The sequence below is a fragment of the Telluribacter sp. genome (assembly GCF_035998675.1).
Taxonomy (GTDB): domain Bacteria; phylum Bacteroidota; class Bacteroidia; order Cytophagales; family Spirosomataceae; genus Telluribacter.
Map to the genome: position 1 here is coordinate 577,259 of NZ_DASYHI010000020.1, position 20,316 is coordinate 597,574.

22 protein-coding genes are annotated in these 20,316 nt (G+C 48.9%); 11 read left to right on the forward strand and 11 right to left on the reverse strand.

What is annotated here, in order from left to right:
- Positions 1 to 32: 32 nt before the first annotated feature.
- A complete protein-coding gene (locus VGN67_RS16545; RefSeq protein WP_327487963.1) occupies positions 33 to 758 on the forward strand; it encodes a DUF1080 domain-containing protein in 726 nt (241 codons plus the stop codon).
- A gap of 10 nt (positions 759 to 768) precedes the next feature.
- Here the strand turns inward: VGN67_RS16545 and VGN67_RS16550 are convergent, their stop codons facing one another.
- Entirely contained in the window at positions 769 to 1,707 is a 939-nt protein-coding gene (locus VGN67_RS16550; RefSeq protein ID WP_327487964.1) for a dienelactone hydrolase family protein, read from the reverse strand.
- Between the two features lie 149 nt (positions 1,708 to 1,856).
- Positions 1,857 to 2,960: a glycoside hydrolase family 43 protein gene (locus VGN67_RS16555; RefSeq protein WP_327487965.1), complete on the reverse strand. Its 1,104-nt coding sequence runs from the start codon at positions 2,958 to 2,960 to the stop codon at positions 1,857 to 1,859.
- A gap of 303 nt (positions 2,961 to 3,263) precedes the next feature.
- On the opposite strand from VGN67_RS16555, the gene VGN67_RS16560 reads away from it, so the two are divergent.
- Together VGN67_RS16560 and VGN67_RS16565 are read left to right on the forward strand one after the other, a co-directional pair.
- Positions 3,264 to 3,836 (forward strand): START domain-containing protein, encoded by a 573-nt coding sequence (locus VGN67_RS16560; protein WP_327487966.1) that lies wholly within the window; start codon positions 3,264 to 3,266, stop codon positions 3,834 to 3,836.
- Positions 3,837 to 4,094: 258 nt separating this feature from the next.
- The gene (locus VGN67_RS16565; RefSeq protein WP_327487967.1) at positions 4,095 to 4,727 is read left to right on the forward strand and encodes a matrixin family metalloprotease; all 633 of its coding nucleotides are present in this window, start codon (positions 4,095 to 4,097) and stop codon (positions 4,725 to 4,727) included.
- 88 nt (positions 4,728 to 4,815) lie between these two features.
- Here VGN67_RS16565 and VGN67_RS16570 read toward each other — a convergent pair whose 3' ends face one another.
- Positions 4,816 to 5,604: a hypothetical protein gene (locus VGN67_RS16570; protein WP_327487968.1), complete on the reverse strand. Its 789-nt coding sequence runs from the start codon at positions 5,602 to 5,604 to the stop codon at positions 4,816 to 4,818.
- 148 nt (positions 5,605 to 5,752) lie between these two features.
- The gene (locus tag VGN67_RS16575; protein ID WP_327487969.1) at positions 5,753 to 6,082 is read right to left on the reverse strand and encodes a hypothetical protein; all 330 of its coding nucleotides are present in this window, start codon (positions 6,080 to 6,082) and stop codon (positions 5,753 to 5,755) included.
- A gap of 159 nt (positions 6,083 to 6,241) precedes the next feature.
- On the opposite strand from VGN67_RS16575, the gene VGN67_RS16580 reads away from it, so the two are divergent.
- The 4 genes from VGN67_RS16580 to VGN67_RS16595 all read left to right on the forward strand — a co-directional run bounded on the left by VGN67_RS16580 (position 6,242) and on the right by VGN67_RS16595 (position 9,297).
- Entirely contained in the window at positions 6,242 to 6,496 is a 255-nt protein-coding gene (locus tag VGN67_RS16580; protein ID WP_327487970.1) for a hypothetical protein, read from the forward strand.
- Between the two features lie 244 nt (positions 6,497 to 6,740).
- Positions 6,741 to 8,132, forward strand: a complete 1,392-nt coding sequence (locus VGN67_RS16585) for an erythromycin esterase family protein (RefSeq protein WP_327487971.1) — start codon at positions 6,741 to 6,743, stop codon at positions 8,130 to 8,132.
- 139 nt (positions 8,133 to 8,271) lie between these two features.
- Positions 8,272 to 8,466, forward strand: a complete 195-nt coding sequence (locus VGN67_RS16590; RefSeq protein ID WP_327487972.1) for a hypothetical protein — start codon at positions 8,272 to 8,274, stop codon at positions 8,464 to 8,466.
- 147 nt (positions 8,467 to 8,613) lie between these two features.
- On the forward strand, positions 8,614 to 9,297 hold the full coding sequence (locus VGN67_RS16595) for an MCP four helix bundle domain-containing protein (RefSeq protein WP_327487973.1): 684 nt from the start codon (positions 8,614 to 8,616) through the stop codon (positions 9,295 to 9,297).
- A gap of 80 nt (positions 9,298 to 9,377) precedes the next feature.
- On the opposite strand, the gene VGN67_RS16600 is transcribed toward VGN67_RS16595, so the two are convergent.
- Positions 9,378 to 9,932 (reverse strand): hypothetical protein, encoded by a 555-nt coding sequence (locus VGN67_RS16600; RefSeq protein ID WP_327487974.1) that lies wholly within the window; start codon positions 9,930 to 9,932, stop codon positions 9,378 to 9,380.
- Positions 9,933 to 10,160: 228 nt separating this feature from the next.
- On the opposite strand from VGN67_RS16600, the gene htpG reads away from it, so the two are divergent.
- On the forward strand, positions 10,161 to 11,987 hold the full coding sequence (htpG, locus tag VGN67_RS16605) for a molecular chaperone HtpG (protein WP_327487975.1): 1,827 nt from the start codon (positions 10,161 to 10,163) through the stop codon (positions 11,985 to 11,987).
- A 94-nt stretch (positions 11,988 to 12,081) separates the two neighbouring features.
- On the opposite strand, the gene VGN67_RS16610 is transcribed toward htpG, so the two are convergent.
- The 3 genes from VGN67_RS16610 to VGN67_RS16620 all read right to left on the reverse strand — a co-directional run bounded on the left by VGN67_RS16610 (position 12,082) and on the right by VGN67_RS16620 (position 15,669).
- On the reverse strand, positions 12,082 to 12,264 hold the full coding sequence (locus VGN67_RS16610; protein WP_327487976.1) for a hypothetical protein: 183 nt from the start codon (positions 12,262 to 12,264) through the stop codon (positions 12,082 to 12,084).
- A 210-nt stretch (positions 12,265 to 12,474) separates the two neighbouring features.
- Positions 12,475 to 14,229, reverse strand: coding sequence for a transcription termination factor Rho (gene rho / locus VGN67_RS16615; protein WP_327487977.1), 1,755 nt, complete (start codon positions 14,227 to 14,229; stop codon positions 12,475 to 12,477).
- A 276-nt stretch (positions 14,230 to 14,505) separates the two neighbouring features.
- Complete coding sequence (locus VGN67_RS16620) at positions 14,506 to 15,669, reverse strand: mechanosensitive ion channel family protein (RefSeq protein WP_327487978.1); 1,164 nt, start codon at positions 15,667 to 15,669, stop codon at positions 14,506 to 14,508.
- Positions 15,670 to 16,048: 379 nt separating this feature from the next.
- Between VGN67_RS16620 and VGN67_RS16625 the strand changes: the two genes are divergently transcribed.
- The 3 genes from VGN67_RS16625 to lptC all read left to right on the forward strand — a co-directional run bounded on the left by VGN67_RS16625 (position 16,049) and on the right by lptC (position 18,725).
- Positions 16,049 to 16,777, forward strand: a complete 729-nt coding sequence (locus VGN67_RS16625; protein ID WP_327487979.1) for a type III pantothenate kinase — start codon at positions 16,049 to 16,051, stop codon at positions 16,775 to 16,777.
- Complete coding sequence (locus tag VGN67_RS16630; protein ID WP_327487980.1) at positions 16,755 to 18,050, forward strand: hypothetical protein; 1,296 nt, start codon at positions 16,755 to 16,757, stop codon at positions 18,048 to 18,050. Before VGN67_RS16625 ends, VGN67_RS16630 begins: the two co-directional genes overlap by 23 nt.
- 90 nt (positions 18,051 to 18,140) lie before the next feature.
- On the forward strand, positions 18,141 to 18,725 hold the full coding sequence (gene lptC / locus VGN67_RS16635; protein WP_327487981.1) for an LPS export ABC transporter periplasmic protein LptC: 585 nt from the start codon (positions 18,141 to 18,143) through the stop codon (positions 18,723 to 18,725).
- A gap of 46 nt (positions 18,726 to 18,771) precedes the next feature.
- On the opposite strand, the gene VGN67_RS16640 is transcribed toward lptC, so the two are convergent.
- The 3 genes from VGN67_RS16640 to VGN67_RS16650 are packed head-to-tail and all read right to left on the reverse strand — an operon-like array spanning position 18,772 to position 20,315.
- Complete coding sequence (locus VGN67_RS16640) at positions 18,772 to 19,200, reverse strand: cytochrome c (protein WP_327487982.1); 429 nt, start codon at positions 19,198 to 19,200, stop codon at positions 18,772 to 18,774.
- On the reverse strand, positions 19,200 to 19,862 hold the full coding sequence (locus VGN67_RS16645; protein WP_327487983.1) for an SCO family protein: 663 nt from the start codon (positions 19,860 to 19,862) through the stop codon (positions 19,200 to 19,202). The genes VGN67_RS16640 and VGN67_RS16645 overlap by 1 nt, the downstream gene beginning before the upstream one ends.
- Positions 19,863 to 19,901: 39 nt before the next feature.
- On the reverse strand, positions 19,902 to 20,315 hold the full coding sequence (locus VGN67_RS16650; protein ID WP_327487984.1) for a viral A-type inclusion protein: 414 nt from the start codon (positions 20,313 to 20,315) through the stop codon (positions 19,902 to 19,904).
- Position 20,316 lies beyond the last annotated feature (1 nt).

The following is a 20,316-nucleotide window of genomic DNA, read 5'->3' on the forward strand; positions in this document are numbered from 1 at the left end:
CTTTTTCATCAAGTACTTGTGGGTAATAACCAATGAGACGATATAGTACCTGCTACCGATTTTTTTTCCTGCTGTCCTTCCTGTTACTTGGGCTAACCGAATTTACCCGGGCGCAGTCAGCTCCTGCTTTGGCATTCCGGCCCCTTTTCAACGGTAAAAACCTGGACGGCTGGGTAGATGTAAACACCTCGCCGGAAACCTGGAAAGTAAAGAAAGGTACCCTTATTTGCTCCGGCAAACCCATTGGCGTGATGCGGACCGACCGGCAGTACGAAAACTTTATACTGGAGATAGAATGGAAACACATGGAAGCGGGGGGCAACTCAGGAGTATTTGTATGGAGCGAAGGTACCCCTTTCGAAAATGACCCGCTTACCAAAGCCATTGAGGTACAAATGCTGGAACTGGAATGGGCCACCCAGCACAACCAGACCGACGCCTACGTGCACGGTGAATTGTTCCCGACCATGGGTATGAAAGCCATACCGGATAATCCCAGAGGTCCCCGGAGCAAGTCCCTTGAGAAAAGGTGCAAGGGCAAAGGCGAATGGAATAAGTACGTAGTGGTGTGCGTGGACGGCACGGTGAAGTTATCCGTCAACGGCAAATTTGTCAATGGGCTACGGGGGTCGGAGCGCAAAAAGGGCTATATCTGTCTGGAAGCCGAAGGAGCCGAAATCCACTTCCGGAACATCCGGATTCTGGAACTCCCGCCGGGGGTTACTTCGCCCGAGCAGACCGCGCCGCTGGTCAACTAAGCTCTTTTCTTTACAGCCACTTCTTAAAAAACGCCATAATGTCTTTTCGCATTTCGGCATTTTCCAGGTGCGGCACATCATAGATTTTTAACTGCCAGGCCTGGGGAGCGCCTTCCTTCTGGTACACCGCTTTTAAGTCCCGGTCAATTATTTCCAGACCTTTCAGCGGCGTGAGCGGGTCCTGCTTGCCGGCCAGCCCCAGGTGCGGACGGGGAGCGATAAGAGCGTTGATACCGGAGGTAGAAAAGTGGTTAAGGAGGTCCGGCACGTAGTAATAAATTCCGTGCAGATTAAGGCCTTTAACCTCAATCAACGTTTGAAAGTCGGTCAGGCAGTTCAGGTCTACGCACACCTTTATACGCTCGTCCAGGGCGGCCAGCCACCAGGCCATGGTACTTCCCATGGACATACCCATGGTACCTACCCGCTGCATGTCCACCTCGGGCCGGGTTTCGAGGTAATCCAGGGCGCGGAGGTTGTCGTACACCATCATTCCCCAAAGTACCTGTCCTTTCCAAATCATTTCCTTGAATAGTTCCAATTCGGTAGGGCCTTTGCGCTCGCCGAATCCCCAGCTGTCCAGACAAAGGCCCGCATAACCCGCGCGGGCCAGGGCCAGCGCGTAGGGCGGGCTCTGCATTTCTTTACGGCCCTGCATAAATTCATTTTTCCCAACTTCATACTGACCGAAGTGAGAATGGTTAAACAGGACTACCGGTACTTTGCCGGTTGCATTTTTGGGTCGGGTAAAATAAGCCGGTACCTGCTGAAAACCGTTGATATCCATCAGCAGTTTTTCCACGATTATCTCATCCGTTTCCTCCCGCGAAACTACCTTTACCGACAGGGGCCGGTGCCGGTCGGGAAGCCGACCCAACAGCTGGTACAGTTCCTGCCGCCGCTGATTTTTAGCCCCGGCACTGGTGTCTTCGGATATAGTCTGGCTCATAAGACCCCGGTGTTTTAATTCGTAAGGATTCCCTTGTCCCGGCGGTTGACTCCCCGGAAGTACCCCCTGCAACCAGCAAAAGGTTAGTAATAAAATGTTCATCGTCGACGGTTAAATTTACGTACCTCTACTACCCGAACCAGAAGCCGCTACCGGTACGCGCTGATGGTCTCGATGGTACCATCCGGCAGGTGCTTCAGCTCAGTCATTTTTATATTACGCAGGTGGGTTTGTCCGCCCGACAGTACGCTGTCGTGGTAGAACAGGTACCACTTACCTTTAAACTCCACAATAGAGTGATGGTTGGTCCAGCCAATGACCGGATTCAGGATCACCCCCTGGTAGGTAAACGGACCGTAAGGGCTGTCGCCCACGGCATAGGCAATAAAGTGAGTGTCGCCGGTGGAGTAGGAAAAGTAGTACTTACCGTTGTACTTGTGTACCCAGGCGGCCTCAAAGAAACGCCGGTCGTTTTCACCGGACAGAATGGGTAGGCCGTTGCTGTGCAGAATTTGTACATCCCGAACGGGTTCGGCAAAGCCGAGCATGTCTTTGCTTAATCTTGCAACTTTGGGGGCCAGGGCCGGCTGGTCTTTAACGGGCTCGGTCCGGGTGGTGTCGTAGGTGTTATCTACCCATCGCTGGAGCTGTCCGCCCCAAATCCCGCCAAAGTACATATAGTAGGAGCTGTCGGTATCCTGAAAGACCGCCGGGTCAATGCTAAAGCTGTTTTCTATGGGTTTAGGCTGGGCCTTGAAGGGCCCCGCTGGCCTGGTACTGGTGGCTACTCCAATCTTAAAAACGCCTTCTTTGTCCTTGGCGGGAAAGTACAGGTAGTACTTTCCGTTGGCAAAAGCAGCGTCGGGTGCCCACAACTGGCGACTGGCCCAGGGAATATTTTTTAAATCCAGCGCTACCCCGTGGTTCGTTACTTTTCCTCCGATGCTGTCCATGGAAAACACATGGTAGTCTTTCATGGCAAAGTGATCTCCCGCGTCATTGGACTTTATATCTGTCTCGACATCGTGGGAAGGGTAAATATAAATCCGGCCGTTAAACACGTGCGCCGAAGGATCGGCCGTATACATATCCGTTATCAGGGGCTCTGAAATGGAATTTTGCCCCAGTGTGTCCTGGCTTTCCCCGGAGGTTCCCTCCTGCTCTTCCTCTGAATTGTTCTGACACGAAATAGTAACTACCGAAACTGCGACTACAAAAAAGAGGAAAGCTTTAATATTCTGAAACAGAGACATTGGGATGAGGAATTATTAGTAAGTAATCTATCAGGAATAAAGCAAAAAATATTTTCTATCCTACTCAAAATCTGTTCCTAAAAACGTAAACGCTTTTTAAACTACCAGGACCCATCTACCAGGTACCGGCCGAAACTATCTGTTTTTAGAGGTCTGAAAAACCAACAAAGTTAGCACAAAAAACAACCTAAAATAGACAGACAAACTACCTCAACCTAGGGCCATTTAGTCGCTGCCGGTAAAACATTTTAATAAAGTTGCGGCTTTATTATATCATAACCACACCTTTAAATTTTGTAAAAAATGCGTTCAATATTACTTCTAATAGCTTTTTTAATCCTTCCGGTTGCTGATGACTGGGAAAAAGAATACACCAAAAATAACATTGCGGTCTATACCCGCAATGTTGACGGATCGAGATTCAAATCAGCCAAGGCTGAGACTACCTACGGCAGCTCTTGGCAGAACTTACAGCAGATGCTCTTTAAGCCTGAAATATATTCAGATTTGATCAATAACTGCGAATCTTCCGAAATGGTGAAGGCCATAGATCAGGACAGCTTCATTGCCTATCTGACCTTTGATTCTCCCTGGCCCTTCGAGAACCGGGACGTCTATATTCACTTCACCTCCAGAATGGACAACGGCAACCTGGTCATCAACCTCAAAGAGGATGAAAGCTACGACAAAAAAGATGAATATGTCCGAATAGAAAACCTGCGGGGAGAGTGGATAATTAATGGTAGCGGTGGCAATACAGCGGCGTCATTCACATTCTTTATGAACCCGGGCGGCAGTATTTCTCCCTGGATGGTAAATAAAAAAGCTGATGTAATCGTATTCAACATACTATTAAACATCAAAAACCGGTTGTAGCAGCTACTTTGTAAAACCAAATCCCAAAATTACAGAATAACCTTTCATTCGGCTGTTGTATTTCTGACTTCTACTGTTTATTTTCGAATCGTAGAAAAGCACGAAAATCAAAAACCCTCCATCACAACGGAAATCACCTCACCTTTGGCATAAACTCCAGCTACTTTGTGGAGCAAAACTGGTGTATTTTAAACCCTACACCGGGTATAAAAAGCTAAGTCGTGTGGGATAACTGTTGGGAAAGAATAGCCTAATTAAATGAAATATGCCATTTTGATCGGGCTTTTCGCCCTACTCGTTTCTTTTACCGGGACTCCCTACAAAAAGATTGCGCTTCAGCCCTTTGATGGATTTGACAAAGCTTTACTGGACACGGTAAAACTAACCATCAAGGACGTATATGGGTACCAGGTGGTAGTGATGGAAGACATTGCACTGCCCCGGCAGGCCTTTATCAACGTTAAATTCCCCCGCTACCGGGCCGATTCACTTATTCGCTTTCTGAGAGATAAAGACTATGGCTCCATGGATTACGTTATGGGCCTGACTCCAATGGAACTTTCTCATACGAAAAAAGACGCGGGAGGGCACGTAAAAAAGCCCGCCATGAAGTACATTGACTGGGGCGTACACGGCTTGGGGTACTGTCCGGGAACTTCCTCGGTGGCCTCTACTGCCAAAATCGAAAGCGATGAACCTTCGGTATTTATTTCAAGGCTTAAAAAAATATGTATTCATGAATTCGGGCATAACCTGGGGCTTCCCCATTGCCCTACCGACAAGTGTGTCATGCAGGATTCGGCCGAAAAAATGAGCACAATTGATGATGCTGAACTCCGGCTTTGTAACGACTGCAAAGACAAACTCGCTTCGATAAAGCAAAGCCCCTAGTTCAGGTAGGTTAAGGTAATACTGGTTGTATGGGTTTTGACCGGAAGCAGGACCGACATGCCCGCTTTACTGGCAAGGAAACTAAACCCTAGTCTAACTTAAGACTGGCATTCATTCCATACTGGGCGCGGCCATAATTTACCACCAGCACACACTTATAACTCCCCTTGGGCACGCCTTCAATGGCTACTTCGTACAGTTTACAGCTTTGGGGGTATATATTGCGAAAGGGTACCTCCATTTTCTTTACTTTTTCCTCGCTCCTGTTATACAACTCAAGTACTAGGGTCGGATTAACCAGGAAGATGCCGTTGTTTTTCAGGACAACCTGAATGGTAGTGCCGCCATTGGGCTGCTTTTGGAGTTTTATATCCTGGTAGGTAATTTCAGAAAGGCTCGTTGGCCCAACATCCGTAATTACCTGCACCGCATAACGTAATTTTGACCCGATTGAAACGCCGAGGCTGGTCTTTTCTTCCCGGATGGGGTCAACCACCTCCACCATCAGCAGCGACCAATAGGAACCCCTAAAGGTAGTATCCCTGGGAATGGCCATACTGTACACAACCTCGTAGCTTTCACCGGCCCGGAGCGTCCATTCCGAAACATTGAGTTTTATCCAGCTGCCCGAGGACCGGCTGTGACTGTTTACTTCGGCAAAGGCGGTCCGGTCATCGCAGCCCTGAAGCAGGTCATTTTTAAAAATCAGGACGCGCTCATCTTTTTTACCGGAATTAACCAGCTTTATAGTACCGGTCAAAACATCGCCCCAATTACCTTTGTGGGTGTGGCTAAGACCGTTTTCAACGGTGACGCCCGCGCGGGACAGGGAAGATATTAATAAGAAGAGGAGGATAATACGAATTGCACTTTTCATAGTAGAAAAAAGCCTGTTGAATAATGGTTCCCGGCGGCACGGGAGCTTTTACCCAAAGATACAGTCCTGGCAGCCCAAAGCTGTATCCCGTCTGTTTTTATTGTTGACCTCGTTGGATAGAAGTCCGGATTTAGTTTACCCGAATGGTTTAAGTTACTGAAAAGGTACCGCTTTTCTTAAAATCGAGGTTATCAAAAGCCGCATTATTGACCAGTGATAGTGAGGCCAGTTGACGGCCGTTTACAGGGCCTTTGCCCGTGCAGGTACTTCCGATGCCCGTAATAATATCCAGCGGAATAGGGCCCGGAATTACGCCCCCGCTGACCGGAGTACCCGGGGTACCTTTACCTGTTCCAGTGGCCGCGGCAGCTACCACTACCAGTTGTACTCCGGCGGGTACGGTACCGGTACTAATCTGAGCAGTACTTTTCAGGAATGCCGGGACTGGGAGCCATTGATAGAAGAATAATGCAGCCAAAGCTCAGAGTGCTTCCCGATAAGTACAATTACCAGTTTTTGATGACTTTTTATGTAATGCCGCTTCCGACTGAAATAGTTTTCAGAGAGAGGGCCTTGAAGGCACAATCTTTTTAAGAAATTACCTACTGTAAAGTGATTGTACTAACTTTTTTCAAGCATGAGCCATCCTGCCTATAAAGTACCGCAAGCCCAGACCCCGGCCCGGCCGGAAGAAAACCCGGCCCGACCTACTGATCCCGGCGCACCCGCCCCGGTAACACCTGGCAAAAAAAATAGCCCTACGGAGCCCGACCGGGAAGAAAACGAAACGGATTCAGGTCCGTCGTCCCCGGATGAGGACATCCCCGAACTGAACCCCGATCCGATTCCCGGCCAGGACCCGGTCAAGCCCCTGATGCAGAACCTTTGTTGAAAGATGGCAACCCGGGCCTACCCGCAGGCCAAATCGCATTGAACTACCTTATTTTATCAGATTTATTCAATTGCTTCTTTCATCAACACCGCCTGCCACCTAACCAGGCAGGCGGTGTTGATGTTGGTTTTCCCGCTGCCCCTACCTTTTTTCAATTCTAACCAAAACAAAGCTTGACGTATAGGGTTAATGCTACACTATTTTTTTGGTTCAATTGTGTGATTTAAGGAAGAGGGGATTGATTATGAACAGAATAAAAATGTGGGACTGGAAGAGGGGGAGCATTCTATTTGCGCTTTGCCTGCTTTCTTTGGGTTGTAAGAACAACCTTTCCCCCCAAAGCAATAACGATGACACGGTAACGCTGACGATTCCCCATCATCCGTTACGGAACGAGCAGGACCTGGATGTACTTCTTAATGAAATCGGGGATGCCCGGGTAGTACTCCTGGGTGAAGCCTCACACGGTACTTCGGAGTACTATACCTGGCGGGCGGCTATTTCCCGACGGCTGATTCAGGAGAAGGGATTCGATTTCATAGCCGTTGAAGGCGAATGGGCCGACTCCTACCGGGTAAATAACTTCATTAAAGGAGAAAAAAAAGACAGCGCGGCGGCGGTTAACGTACTCCGGCAGTATGACCGCTGGCCCACCTGGATGTGGGGAAACTACGAGGTAGCCTCGCTGGTAACCTGGCTCAATGCCCACAACCAGTCCCGGACCACCCAGGAAAAGGTCGGTTTTTACGGCCTGGATGTTTACTGCCTTTGGGAGTCCATGACCGAGCTGATGCCCTACATTCAGGGAGCAGACCCGGCCCTGGTTAAGGCAGCCCAGAATGTACACCAGTGTTTTCAGCCTTTTTCGGCGGACGCGCAGGAGTACGCCAGAGCCGTAGCCAACGCCTCGGCTGACTGCCGGGTCGAAACCAGTAAACTCTGGAACACCATCAGTAAGCAAAGCAATGGCACGCCTCGAATTGAAGCCCTGTTTGTAGCCCAGCAAAACGCGCTGGTGGCTTTAAACGGTGAACGCTACTACCGCTCCATGGTAAGCAGTAACACCGAATCCTGGAATATCCGGGACCGGCACATGGCCCAAACGCTCCGCCGGCTGCTCGACTTCCACGGTCCCGACTCCAAAGCCATTGTCTGGGAGCACAATACCCACGTGGGTGATGCCCGCTATACCGACATGGTCAACAGCGGCGAGGTAAACGTGGGGCAGTTGGCACGGGAAGAGTACGGTCAGGACAATGTATACCTAGTGGGCTTTGGATCGTACAGCGGTACGGTTATCGCGGGTAGCAGCTGGGGTGCTCCCCTCCAGACCATGCCGGTACCCGAAGCCATGCCCGGAAGTTGGGAACAGATACTGCACGAACTAAGCCCGACAAATAAAATTATTCTGTCTAAAGATATCCAGGCTAATGAGTACCTCAGTAAACGCATCGGCCACCGGGCTATTGGGGTAGTATACAACCCGGCTATTGAGCAGAGGGGCAACTATGTACCTTCGGTTTTACCCAAACGCTACGATGCTTTCCTGTTCATTGACCAGACCCGGGCCTTACGCCCCATCCTGCCGCCAACGTCAGCCACGCAGCCACCCGACACGTATCCTTCGGGCCATTAACTAACAGGCTTTCTAAAATGGGAGTATTCAGGAAGAGCAAGTCCCCGTTTGGTATTTCAAACGAGGACTTGCACTTTTGGAGCTCTACTACCTTCCTAAATTTTTAGTAGATTGAATACGTTCAACAACTCCTTTTGCCATGACTTCCACCATTTTTCAGGATTCGGTGTTGCTGATAACGGCTGCCGCCTTCAATATCACTGGCAAAAACACTACCCTCTACCCCGGCCTGACCTACCACTTCCGGAAGGAAACCAAGCGGTTCAGGCCGGACGTATACCAACGGGTCAGACAGGTACCTGCAACTAAAAACCCGGAGTCAGCGAGCCGGTAGAGCAAAAAGCTCTGCCTCCTCTTTATTTTGCTTTACCAGCCCACTCTCTATATTGGCAAACGTACTTTTTGTGTTATATTGATAAGAACAATTTAACTGGCATTCGCTTCGGATGCTTTCCATATCAGAAAGGGGATCAGACAAATTATGAAATGGTCATTTGTTATTCAGCAAAAAGTTAAGGCAGCCCTGTTGTTATGCTGCATTATGCTTATAATAGTGGGAAGTACCCTTATTTCAAGGAATAATATTGAAGGCATTGATAAATCGTTTTTGTCCATATATCAGGACCGGCTCATGCCCGCCATTGATATTGTATATCTATCCGAAAACCTGTACAACAAACGGCTCCTGCTCGAAAAGCATCTGCTGAGCGACCAGGGCCTTACCCAGGTACAGGTGCAGGAACAACTCACCCGGCACAACAGTACCATTGATTCACTCATCAATGTTTTCAGCAAAACCCACCTGGTGGATGAGGAGTCAAAAAGTCTGTTTGCGTTCAGGAAGCGGGTCCAGGAGTACGCCGGTATCGAACGGGAAATAATACGATTGAGCAAAGCCGGCGACAAAAAAGCCGGTCAGGCTCTTTTTGAAGGAACGGGTGCCTCTACTTTTCAAAGTACTATTTCCCGCCTCAACGAATTGACGCGTATACAGTCGGTGGTGGGGCAAGAATTGGTGAGGGACACCCATACCAGTGTAGCCCGCTTTATCAACCTTTCAAATCTGGAAATATCGCTGGCCGTCGTAATTGGACTCATGATTCTGGCCCTCATCCAAAGCGCCAAAATTATCAAACCTGACACCCAGCCATTTTATCTGAATTAAGCCGGACAGGTACCCACCAAAGGCAGCGGCCCCGAATCTTAACGATTCGGGGCCGCTTTGTACAAATTTCCAACGTTTGTTTATTGACCTCCAACGCGACGGCCCTTCTGGGTTTCGCGTTGTACGTTTACCTGCTTCAGGAGGTCTTTGTTGACGAACAGACGGGTACCAATACCAGCCTGGATATCAAAGAGACTGCCCTTATAATCAAGCTTGGCGTCTTCGGTGGTGGAGAGGTAGTACTGGTTGCCATTCAGATTAAAACGCATACCCTTGGTATCCTGCTGGGTGTCGTCCCAGGACACATTCATACTTCCTCCGCCGGTACCCAAAACCACCCCTGGTGTAAACGGGCGTACGTTGATCGTCTGGATTGTTTTTCCATTCTGAATACTGATACTCCCTTCCGAATTCACATTAATATCGTTGGGATTGATACCTTCCCGCTTCACTGTTATGGGCTTGTCGTTGTAGAACTGCACTTTTTCCAGCGGAATGCCGGCGTTTTCCAGATCCCGGCGGAGATCTTCGGTAAAGGCCGTAAAGTTGGTAAATGGTACCTGGCTGGGCGCACAGGCTGACACAGCTGTCATCAGGATTACACCTGCAAAAAGGTTTTTTACGTTCATTTTCATGACAAAGGGTTCCGCGTTATTTCCAGATTTAAAGTTCGATGGAGTTACCTCTCTGCGCAATATTACTAAAAAACACCAGGACAAACCAGCTTTCCGCAGTGAGAATACCTGCGGCTGTCAAACTGTCAGCGAGGAGGAGGTAATTTGGTATTGGAACGCAATTTTTTGAACGGTATTGCAAGTACGAAATCTTTCTAAGTAAAATATAATCCTTAAAACCGAACGACTATGGAATCAGTGGTACAAGAGAAAGGAAATCTCAGCATCCACACGGAGAACATCTTCCCTATCATCAAAAAATTCCTGTATTCCGACCACGAAATCTTCCTGCGCGAGCTGGTATCCAACTCGGTTGATGCTTCCCAGAAGCTGAAACAACTGGCTTCGTACGGCGAATTTAACGGAGAACTGGGCGAACTGAAAGTAACGGTAAAGGTAGATGAAGCGGCCAGAACCATAACGGTAAGTGACCGCGGCATCGGGATGACCGCCGATGAAATCAAGAAGTACATTAACCAGATTGCTTTTTCCGGTGCGGCCGAGTTTGTAGAGAAGTACAAGGATAAAGGCAACGACAAAGGCATCATCGGACATTTTGGTCTGGGTTTCTATTCGGCCTTTATGGTGGCCAGTCAGGTAGAGATAATTACCAAATCGTACAAAGAAGATGCTGAAGCGGCCCGCTGGGTATGTGATGGCTCAACAGAATTTGAGCTGACCACCGCTGAAAAAGCCGAACGTGGTACTGACATTATACTGCACATAGCACCCGACTCGGAGGAGTTTCTCAGTCCGCACCGACTGCGGACCATCCTGGAGAAGTACGGTAAGTTCCTGCCCATCGAAATTGAGTTTGAGGAAAAAATTATCAACAATCCCGCTCCCGTCTGGACCAAAAATCCGGCGGACCTTAAGGATGAAGACTACCTGAACTTCTACCGCGAGCTGTACCCCTACTCAGAAGAGCCTTTGTTCTGGATTCACCTCAACGTAGACTACCCTTTTAACCTGACGGGTGTACTTTACTTCCCTAAACTGAAAAATGATTTTCAGGTACAGCGGGAAAAAATCCAGTTGTACAGCCGCCAAGTGTTTATTACCGACGAGGTAAAAGACATAGTACCTGACTTCCTGCAACTCCTGCACGGGGTCATCGACTCCCCCGATATTCCGCTGAACGTGTCGCGCAGCTACCTACAGTCTGACAGCAACGTGAAGAAGATCAACGGGTACATTACCCGCAAGGTAGCTGACAAACTGTCGGAGCTGTTTAAGAATGACCGCGAAGGCTTTGAGAAAAAATTTGATGACATTGATTTGTTTATCAAGTACGGAATCATCAGCGACGAAAAATTCTACGAAAAGGCCAAGGATTTCTGTCTGCTTAAGAACACCGAAGGCAAGTACTATACCTTTGAGGAATACCGTGAGGCAATTAAAGAAAACCAGACCGACAAATCGGGCAACCTGGTATGGCTCTATACCTCCGACCCCCGGAAGCAGGATGCTTTTATAGAATCGGCCAGGAAGCGTAGCTACGATGTACTGGTACTTGATACCGTTATTGACTCGCACTTTATCAACGCCCTGGAAAGCAAGCTGGAAAAAACCAACGTTAAACGGGTAGATGCCGATACCGTTGATAAACTGATCGAGAAGGATGTGACGCTGGAAAGTGTTCTTTCTAAAAATGACGAAGAGAAAGCTAAAAAACTCTTTGAAGACCTGCTCACCAGCAAGGCAAGTACTGTAGTGGTGGAGGCCATGCCTACCGACGAACTTCCGGTGGTTATCACGTTCCCGGAATTTATGCGCCGCATGACCGACATGCAGGCCACCTCCGGGCAGCGTAGCATGTTTGGCGACATGCCCATGATGTTTACAGTATCTATCAATGCCAACCATCCGCTGACTTCCCGCATCCTCAACACCGAAGATGCCGACCAGCAAAAGGCGCTGGCCAAGCAAGCCTACGACCTGGCGCTGCTCTCGCAAGGTATGCTCACGGGCAACGAACTAACCCAGTTTATCAAGCGCTCGGTAGAGATATTGTAAGTACTTTATAGTACCCTTATATAAAAAGTGAACGCTCCGGCTATTGGTCGGAGCGTTCGCATTAAAAGACATTAACCTTTACAAGTCCTCTATTTTAAATCGCGTTTTGCCCCTTGGTACCACCCGACTGGTCGTCTTCCTTATTTCGGCCTTTGCGGCTGTTACTGATCTTTTCGGTGTCTTTGTTTTTCAAGTGACCGGTCTGGCCCGGGACCCGCTTCACATCCTCCTGCGACTGATGGGCATCGTTGCTTCCTTTATTATGTCCTTTGGTCATAGCGTTTAAAGTTTGGTGTATGATTCCATAAACCCACGGCCCCGGGTATTGTTGAATAAATCACCCTGAATTTCTTCTGATAAACTTCTGGTCACGCAAGCCCCGGCCAGTTACCTACCAGCAACCACCCAAGTATTGGTACCTTTTAAAACAGATAGCCCCACCAGATTACTCGGGCGGGGCTTTTCAAGAGGAAGGATTTACAAGATCTTATCTATTCATTGATATTAGGAACTCGTCGTTGTTGCGGGTACCTTTCATATTGTCAAGCAGGAAGTCCATCGATTCCATCTGGTTCATGTCAGACATGTGCTTGCGCAGAATCCAAACTTTCTGCAGGGTTTCCTTGTCAAGCAACAAATCCTCCCGACGGGTACCTGAGGTCATGACGTCAATAGCCGGGAATACCCGCTTGTTCGAAAGCTTGCGGTCGAGCTGGAGTTCCATGTTACCGGTACCTTTGAATTCCTCAAAGATTACTTCGTCCATTTTAGAACCTGTATCAATCAGGGCCGTGGCGATGATGGTCAGCGACCCTCCGTTTTCTACGTTACGGGCCGCCCCGAAGAAACGCTTCGGCTTATGCAGCGCATTGGCGTCTACCCCACCCGACAGGATCTTACCGGACGAAGGAACGACGGTATTATACGCACGAGCCAGACGGGTGATTGAATCCAGCAGAATTACCACATCATGACCGCATTCCACCATACGTTTTGCTTTTTCAAGCACGATGCTAGCCACTTTTACGTGGCGGTCGGCCTGCTCATCAAAAGTAGAGGCAATTACTTCGGCCCGTACGCTACGCTGCATATCGGTTACCTCTTCCGGACGCTCGTCTATGAGCAATATCAGCAGGAATACCTCGGGGTGGTTGCGGGTAATGGCGTTGGCTATTTCTTTCAGCAAAACGGTTTTACCGGTTTTAGGCTGCGCCACGATCATACCACGCTGTCCTTTCCCGATAGGAGCAAAAAGGTCCAGAATACGGGTCGAAATCTGATCGGGACGGGTACTTAGGTTCAGGCGTTCCTCGGGAAAAAGCGGAGTAAGGTACTCAAACGGAATCCGGTCGCGGATTTCTTCGGTGGTTTTACCGTTGACGGTTTCAACGCGTAGCAGCGCAAAGTACTTCTCCCCTTCTTTGGGCGGACGAATCTGCCCTTTTACCGTATCGCCGGTTTTAAGACCAAAAAGTTTTATCTGCGAAGGAGAAACATAAATATCATCCGGGCTGGCGAGGTAGTTATAGTCGGCCGAGCGCAAAAAGCCGTAGCCGCCATCCTGCATTATTTCCAGTACACCTTCGTTCAGGATCAGGCCATCAAACTCCCGTACGTAGTTGTTGTAGTGGCGCTTGATTTTATTGGTCTGGTCTTCACGGGCTTGAGAGGGAGCGGACGGACGCTCAGAACGGTCATTTCTTTCGTTTTCTTCCTGGCGCGGCTGGGGGGTAGTTCTTTCTTCATCCCGGCCGTTAGAATCATCGTCTTTTGCCTCCATGGTTTCGGTACGGGTTTCGGGCACCTGTACCTCAACGGCTGCTGCGGTTCCCAGGTCATCCGAAAGGTCCAGGTCTTCCCCAACTTCTACGCTGGTATCTACTTCATTGGCTGAGGCAACCGGGCGGTTTGGTTGATTGTCGGCAGGACGGCCCCGGCGGCCGGCGTTTTTGTCATCCCGGGTTTCCCGATTATCCCGGGGGGCATTACTCCTGGCGGCGGGAGCCGCGACACTTCTGGGTTCAGCATCAGCCATTTCTTTGGGCCGACGCGCACGCTTCCGCTTGGGCTCATCGTCGGCTTTATCGGCGGTTTCCTCAGAAGGCATTATGGCCTGTTGGCTAAGTATTTTATAAACAAGGTCTTTCTTGGTGAGTTTGTTATAGTCTTTGATACCAAACTTCTCCGCGATTTCCTTTAACTCCGAAAGAAGTTTAAGGTTCAATTCATCAATTGTAAGCATAAAGAAATGGGAAGTAAAGCTTGACTTTACCTGGATAAATGATTGATTATGATGGTAGAAACAATAACTTTAAAGGACAGACTATGACGAGGGATCACGTTTTGGAATTAAATGCGTGAAATAAGAATACAGGTGGTGTGTATCGGCAACCGACAACTTGAAACTTTGATGAGAATAATAGGCTGGAATCGGACGCAATGATAGTGCGAAAAAACCGTGTTGTCAATAAGTGAATGCCTATTTTTTTCTAATGTAACGCTTTTGGTAGAAAAACGTTCAGAAGCCCTTTTTATTTTCAGTATCGGCGGAGATAGATGGGGTGTATTCATTGCGAATGTACAGCTCACGGGCCGGAAATGCAAACCTTGCCCCGTGTTTCTCTACTATTTTTATTATTGCCAGGTTTATTTCCTCCTTTACCTGGTTAAATTCCTTGATGTCCTGCGTCAAAACGTAAAAGATAATGAGCAGGTCGAGTGAGCTTTCTCCAAATTTATCAAAACGCACCACCCCCGGCTCCTGCCGGGTTTTTTCGTGCTCGTTCAGGGTAGTCTGGATTTCGGCTACAATGGCCTGAAGGGCCTCCGAAGGAGTATCGTAGGCCAGTCCTATGTAGTACCGGGCTCTTCTTAAACGTCGTTCGGTCAGGTTGTCGAGGGTTTGGGACGTGAGCAGCCGGTTGGGTATGGTAACCAGGCTCCCGTCAAAGGTCCGGAGGCGGGTACTTCGGAAACCGATGGTTTCGATAGTACCCTCGGTACCGCCTACGTTGATAGAGTCGCCCAGAGTGAAGGGGCGGTCCAGCATAAGGGCAAAGGAGGCAAAAAGATTTTCGAGGGTTTCGCGGGCGGCCAGGGCTAAGGCCAAACCACCAATTCCCAAACTGGTAACCAGGGTCAGTACATCCACCTCGAATACTTTGCCCAAAACGATAAAACAAATGGCAATGACAAATAACAGGATGGTCAGGTCCCGGAAAAAGGGGACCAGCTGATCGTCCACCCGGGATTCGGTCTTTTCGGCTTTCCGGATAAAAACCAGCCCCACGTATTTTATAATACGCACGCCGGCCCAGGCCATACCTATGATAAATACCACCTGGTAAAGTTTATCAATAAAAACCCGTAAGGCGGTTTTTCTTACATTCAGCCAGGGCCAGATCTCAGGTACTTTCAGTTGTTCAAAAGCCAGGTACACTATAAGCAGGATGAGCAGAAACTCCACCGGCGGCCGGATAAGCCGTAAAAATTCAGAAAGAGGTACCCCTTCGGATTCTTTCCTGACCATACGGAACACCCACTTGCTCATAATGCGGGAAACCGCCCTTTTAATAAAAAACCCAACCACCAGAATCCCCAGAGCCCACAGGTAGTCCTCAATTGAATTTCGCCATATTTCCTGCCGAAGCCATCGGTTTATTTCTACCAGGTCCAGTTTCATGCTTTACTTTAATCCGGTCTGTTTTGAACTATCTGCAAATTGAAAATATCCGAAAACCGGCAAACCTTGCCTTCCGGTGCCCGATTCTAAATCAAACATACAGGTAGTGAGCGATGTTTGCAAAACTTCTTTGAATGCGCGGCCGGGTACTTTCAACGAAAGGGTGCAAATAGCCCGTACCAACTAAAAGCCTCAACCCGGACCGGCATGGTTAAAAAATGTTAATAAATTTGGGAGCATGGTACTTTACTGCCTGACCTCTTTATCTTTATGCCCGGTTTGGAAATTACCCGCTGCCAGGTACCTTGGATTTACAATTTGATTTTTCCTGTGTTCCCAATGTTACAATGTCATTCTAAAAGAGGAATTTTGCCGGCAGATGAATATTGTAGTTGATTCAGGCAATACCTTTTCAAAAATCGGCTGGTTTGAAGGGGACACCCTGGTGGAATACCGGGTAAGGCTTACCTTTGAGGAATTGTTGTCGGCAATCCGCACACAACCTCCTGAGTACCTTATTTATTCGTCGGTCAGCCATCCGGTGGAAGAATTTCGGGAAAGGCTCCAACTAAATACCCCGGTTCTGAATCTTACGGGTAGTACCCCGGTACCTATTACCAAAAATTACGACACGCCCCATACCCTGGGAGCTGACCGGATTGCGGCCGCGGTGGGGGCGGTTGCACTTTTTCCGGAGGAAGACCTGGTGGTAATTGACATGGGTACCTGCATTACCTACGACTATGTAACCCGGAGCGGGAGCTTTGAAGGAGGACTGATTTCTCCGGGAGTACGTATGCGATTCAGGGCTATGCACTCGTTTACAGAAAGGCTCCCCCTGGTTGAACCCGATGGTTTACCGCTCTTTCCTGGAAAAAGCACCAGCAGTGCCATGCAAAGTGGTGTTATGAATGGCTTGCTGGGCGAAATCAATGGAATTATCGAGGCTTACCGCCAAATTTGCCCGGCCTGCCGGGTAGTGATGTGCGGCGGAGATGTGCCGTTTTTTGAAAGTCGTCTGAAACCGACCATATTTGCAGTGCCAGAACTGGTACTGATTGGACTGAACCGAATATTACTATACAATGTCGCTTTACAGCAGGATTAAACTTCTTACCGCCGGGCTGCTGCTCGGGGGGCTTTCTTCAACCTACTTTTCACCACTCTACGGACAAGGATTAGGTAACTCTCCCTACACAGTACTGGGGCTGGGCGAAACTTACAGCGATGCTTTCGCCGCCAGCCAGAGCATGGGTGAAGCCGGAGCCAGCACCAGCAATGGGATTCATATCAACAACCTCAATCCGGCCCTGTGGGTGCGCAACCGCTTTACATCGGTTGAGTTTGGTACCATTGGTCAGTACAAGCAGATAGCCAGTCCTACTTTGACCCAACGGGACTTCGGTGCCAACCTGGCCTACCTGGCTATAGTATTTCCTGCCACCCCCAGGTGGGCAGTTGGTTTTAGTCTGAAACCCTACAGCTTTGTTGATTACGAAAGTCGCACTACGGCTAAGGTGCCGGGTACCATATACGACGCCTACTACTACTATACCGGCAAAGGAGCCATTAGTAAAGCTTCTTTTACCAATGCCTTTCAGATCGGAAGGTACCTGAGTGTGGGGTTGGAAACATCCTACCTGTTTGGCAACGTACGCAGAGCCTCCGAATCGCAACTCCTGATTGGCGACGGCCGCGACTACCTGGTAAGCCGCAATGAGCGCACCAGCTATTCTGACATTTCTTTTAGGGGAGGAGCTGCCTTACAACTCCCACTAAAGCCTGACAACAAGCTGAACCTTAATATAGGGGGGGCCTACAGCTTTGGTACCAACCTAAACGCCCAACAAACTACCAGCTTCGAATTGTCGAATAATACTTTTCCCGTTGGGCTACCCGATACACTTACCAATAATGCTCAGGGCGGGGTATACCTGCCTTCGCAGTACCGCATGGGGGTAAGTCTGGAATGGCCTTTCAAATTAACCCTAGCGGCCGACTACGAGCACCAGTCCTGGTCTAATTACCAAAGCTTTGGCAACACCAATGAAGGCCTTAACAACGCCGGCAGAGTCCACGTTGGAGCGGAGTATATACCGCGCTTTACCTCTACCCGCTACTTTGACCTGGCGGCTTACCGTTTGGGCTTTTCCCACGGAAAATCGCCTTACAACCCCGGCGGAACCCAGCTGAACGATTCCAATGTGAGCATGGGGATTACGCTGCCCATTGGAAGTGGAGGAAACTCATTTACCCTGAGCCTGATTGGCGGACAACGCGGGGTAATGAGCACCCAGGCCATTCGCGAGCGGTATGCCAGGGTACTTCTAGGCCTGACCCTTGTTGACAGAGGTTGGTTTGTAAAACCCAGACTTGACTAAGGAGGTAGGTACTTACGGTTATCCGGGTTAAGCAGCTAAAAATGGCCGCCCCGGAAACGTACTTGCCCGTACAGTTGTTACTGTTGCAGGATGTCAGATTCAATTAAAATAAAACCAGGGCTGAAAGCGGGAGGCAAGTACTTATCTCCGGTGTTCTTCGTGTTATTGTCGTTGCTATTCGTGGCCTGCGAAGACGACAAGAACAAAGCCAGCATACCCTATACCGGCCCCATTGAAGAGGTTAACGATGTGCGGGTACTTTACAGTGAGAATGGTTTTCTGAAGGTAGAGATGAAAACCCCCAAGCAGTATCGCTTTCAAAACGAAGATAAAGTCTTTCCGGATACCGTCAATATCAATTTCTTCGATGATACCGGAAGTACTGTAACTACTACGCTCCGCTCCGATTCAGGCCGGTATGACAACACAAAAAGCCTGTACGTAGTAAAAGGTAACGTGCGGGTAGTAAATTCGCAGACGCAGGAGCGGCTATCAACTTCCGAACTATACTGGAATCCGAATACCAAGAAAGTCTATACTGATAAGGAGGTCACCATTGAAAAACGAAAAACCGGTGATATTGTAAAAGGAATCGGACTGGATGCCGAGCAGGATTTCTCCCAGACTTCCATCCGGAAGCCAACCGGGATATTCAGCATTGATGGTGCTTACTAAGCATTCTACAACACTAAAAGCCCCGGAATACCAACTTCCGCATTATTTATTCACCGCAGGTACCCAGTACTTCCGTAACCATTTCGGTACTGGTATAGGTACTGTCCTTTCCCCAGGTTGTATACACGTAGGTAGCTATTTCGGCAATTTCCAGGTCTTTCAGCTGCGGATTAGCCGGCATAGGCCGGTTGTAGGTTTTTCCGGCCACGGTAATTTCCCCACTCAGCCCGTAGCGCGTAATGCAGATAAACCGCTCCTTATCGGCCAGGTACTCCGAACCGGCCAGCGGCGGGTAAAGATTGGCCAGTCCCTGGCCTTCAGCCTGGTGGCAGTTGGCACAGTGGGTAGTGTAAAGCTGATAGCCTTCGGCGTAGTACTGGTCTTTTTTGAGTTCATCCGCCGTACTACAACTAAGTACCAAGGCCAGAAAAGCACCGGCGGCAAAAGTACTAATACGTGGAAAACAGAGCGGCATCACGACTTTTTTGACTCGGCTAGGAGTACTTTTATATCCTGAATAAGCTTTTGGGTACCTTCCTCGGTGGTACCATCGTACATACCGCGCACCCGTTTTTGCTGGTCAACCAGAATAAACGCCCCGCTGTGAATGTACCCGCCCTGGGCGGTTGAATCTTCGTTGGCGGTTACCATGTAGCTCCCCTGCCCTATCTCGTAAATCTTCTCTTTGGGACCCGTTACAAACTGCCACTGCCTACCGGTTACACCCAGGTCCTGAGCGTATTCTCTAAGTACTTCCGGAGTGTCGTGCACCGGGTCAATGCTGTGCGAAAGTATCATCACGTCCGGGTTGGATTTGATCTCCTCGTACACCTTGATCATCTGCTTTTTCATAACCGGACATATCGTCGGACAGGAAGTAAAGAAGAAATCGGTAACGTAAATTTTCCCCTCTACATCTTTCTGCGTAACCGTATCACCGTACTGGTTGACGAAAGCAAACGGAGGAATAGTATGGTAAACAGTATCTACTACTTCTTTGCCGTTCACGGTTTTGGTAACCGTATCGCGCTCACCCAGGATGGGCAGTTTCTTCTCGGAGGTACCACAACCCGCTACCATGGCAGTAAGGAATACGCCCGCCAGGCCGGTTGCCCATTTTATTTTTTGTACTATCATAGCTATTCCCGATAAAAAAGGAAACGTCTCATTTCCGGATTATCTGTCCAGAAAACCTTCCGCTTCCTTAATACTTTTCAATGTTTTATCTTTTACTACTGTTATTTTTTCTTTTTCCTTATTGAAATAGTCCATGGCCTGGTCGGATGGTAACGCCTTGGCCGAATCGCCCCGGTATTGGTACATCCACTCCATCATCAGGCTATCGGCCAGGACCAGCTGCCGGTTCAGGTCCGATGCCTTGATTCGTTCCTCCGCCATGGTGTTGCTGCTAATTCCTTCCTGCTGCAAACTGTCCAGATTGGCTAATTTAGTTTTCAACTGCTGCTTAAGCTTCATGACATCGTCCATTTTGGGCATTACCTCGTCATGAATGTCCAGTACTTCCTGCTCTATTTCTTTAACCTTATCCGCATCCTGAGTACAACTCCCGAGGGCAATTACGGCTAACATA

Coding starts and splice junctions, on each gene's coding strand:
- VGN67_RS16545 (WP_327487963.1), top strand. CDS start 33: ATGAGACGATATAGTACCTGCTACCGATTTTTTTTCCTGCTGTCCTTC.
- VGN67_RS16550 (WP_327487964.1), bottom strand. CDS start 1,707: ATGAGCCAGACTATATCCGAAGACACCAGTGCCGGGGCTAAAAATCAG.
- VGN67_RS16555 (WP_327487965.1), bottom strand. CDS start 2,960: ATGTCTCTGTTTCAGAATATTAAAGCTTTCCTCTTTTTTGTAGTCGCA.
- VGN67_RS16560 (WP_327487966.1), top strand. CDS start 3,264: ATGCGTTCAATATTACTTCTAATAGCTTTTTTAATCCTTCCGGTTGCT.
- VGN67_RS16565 (WP_327487967.1), top strand. CDS start 4,095: ATGAAATATGCCATTTTGATCGGGCTTTTCGCCCTACTCGTTTCTTTT.
- VGN67_RS16570 (WP_327487968.1), bottom strand. CDS start 5,604: ATGAAAAGTGCAATTCGTATTATCCTCCTCTTCTTATTAATATCTTCC.
- VGN67_RS16580 (WP_327487970.1), top strand. CDS start 6,242: ATGAGCCATCCTGCCTATAAAGTACCGCAAGCCCAGACCCCGGCCCGG.
- VGN67_RS16585 (WP_327487971.1), top strand. CDS start 6,741: ATGAACAGAATAAAAATGTGGGACTGGAAGAGGGGGAGCATTCTATTT.
- VGN67_RS16590 (WP_327487972.1), top strand. CDS start 8,272: ATGACTTCCACCATTTTTCAGGATTCGGTGTTGCTGATAACGGCTGCC.
- VGN67_RS16595 (WP_327487973.1), top strand. CDS start 8,614: ATGAAATGGTCATTTGTTATTCAGCAAAAAGTTAAGGCAGCCCTGTTG.
- VGN67_RS16600 (WP_327487974.1), bottom strand. CDS start 9,932: ATGAAAATGAACGTAAAAAACCTTTTTGCAGGTGTAATCCTGATGACA.
- htpG (WP_327487975.1), top strand. CDS start 10,161: ATGGAATCAGTGGTACAAGAGAAAGGAAATCTCAGCATCCACACGGAG.
- VGN67_RS16610 (WP_327487976.1), bottom strand. CDS start 12,264: ATGACCAAAGGACATAATAAAGGAAGCAACGATGCCCATCAGTCGCAG.
- rho (WP_327487977.1), bottom strand. CDS start 14,229: ATGCTTACAATTGATGAATTGAACCTTAAACTTCTTTCGGAGTTAAAG.
- VGN67_RS16620 (WP_327487978.1), bottom strand. CDS start 15,669: ATGAAACTGGACCTGGTAGAAATAAACCGATGGCTTCGGCAGGAAATA.
- VGN67_RS16625 (WP_327487979.1), top strand. CDS start 16,049: ATGAATATTGTAGTTGATTCAGGCAATACCTTTTCAAAAATCGGCTGG.
- VGN67_RS16630 (WP_327487980.1), top strand. CDS start 16,755: ATGTCGCTTTACAGCAGGATTAAACTTCTTACCGCCGGGCTGCTGCTC.
- lptC (WP_327487981.1), top strand. CDS start 18,141: ATGTCAGATTCAATTAAAATAAAACCAGGGCTGAAAGCGGGAGGCAAG.
- VGN67_RS16640 (WP_327487982.1), bottom strand. CDS start 19,200: ATGCCGCTCTGTTTTCCACGTATTAGTACTTTTGCCGCCGGTGCTTTT.
- VGN67_RS16645 (WP_327487983.1), bottom strand. CDS start 19,862: ATGATAGTACAAAAAATAAAATGGGCAACCGGCCTGGCGGGCGTATTC.
- VGN67_RS16650 (WP_327487984.1), bottom strand. CDS start 20,315: ATGTTAGCCGTAATTGCCCTCGGGAGTTGTACTCAGGATGCGGATAAG.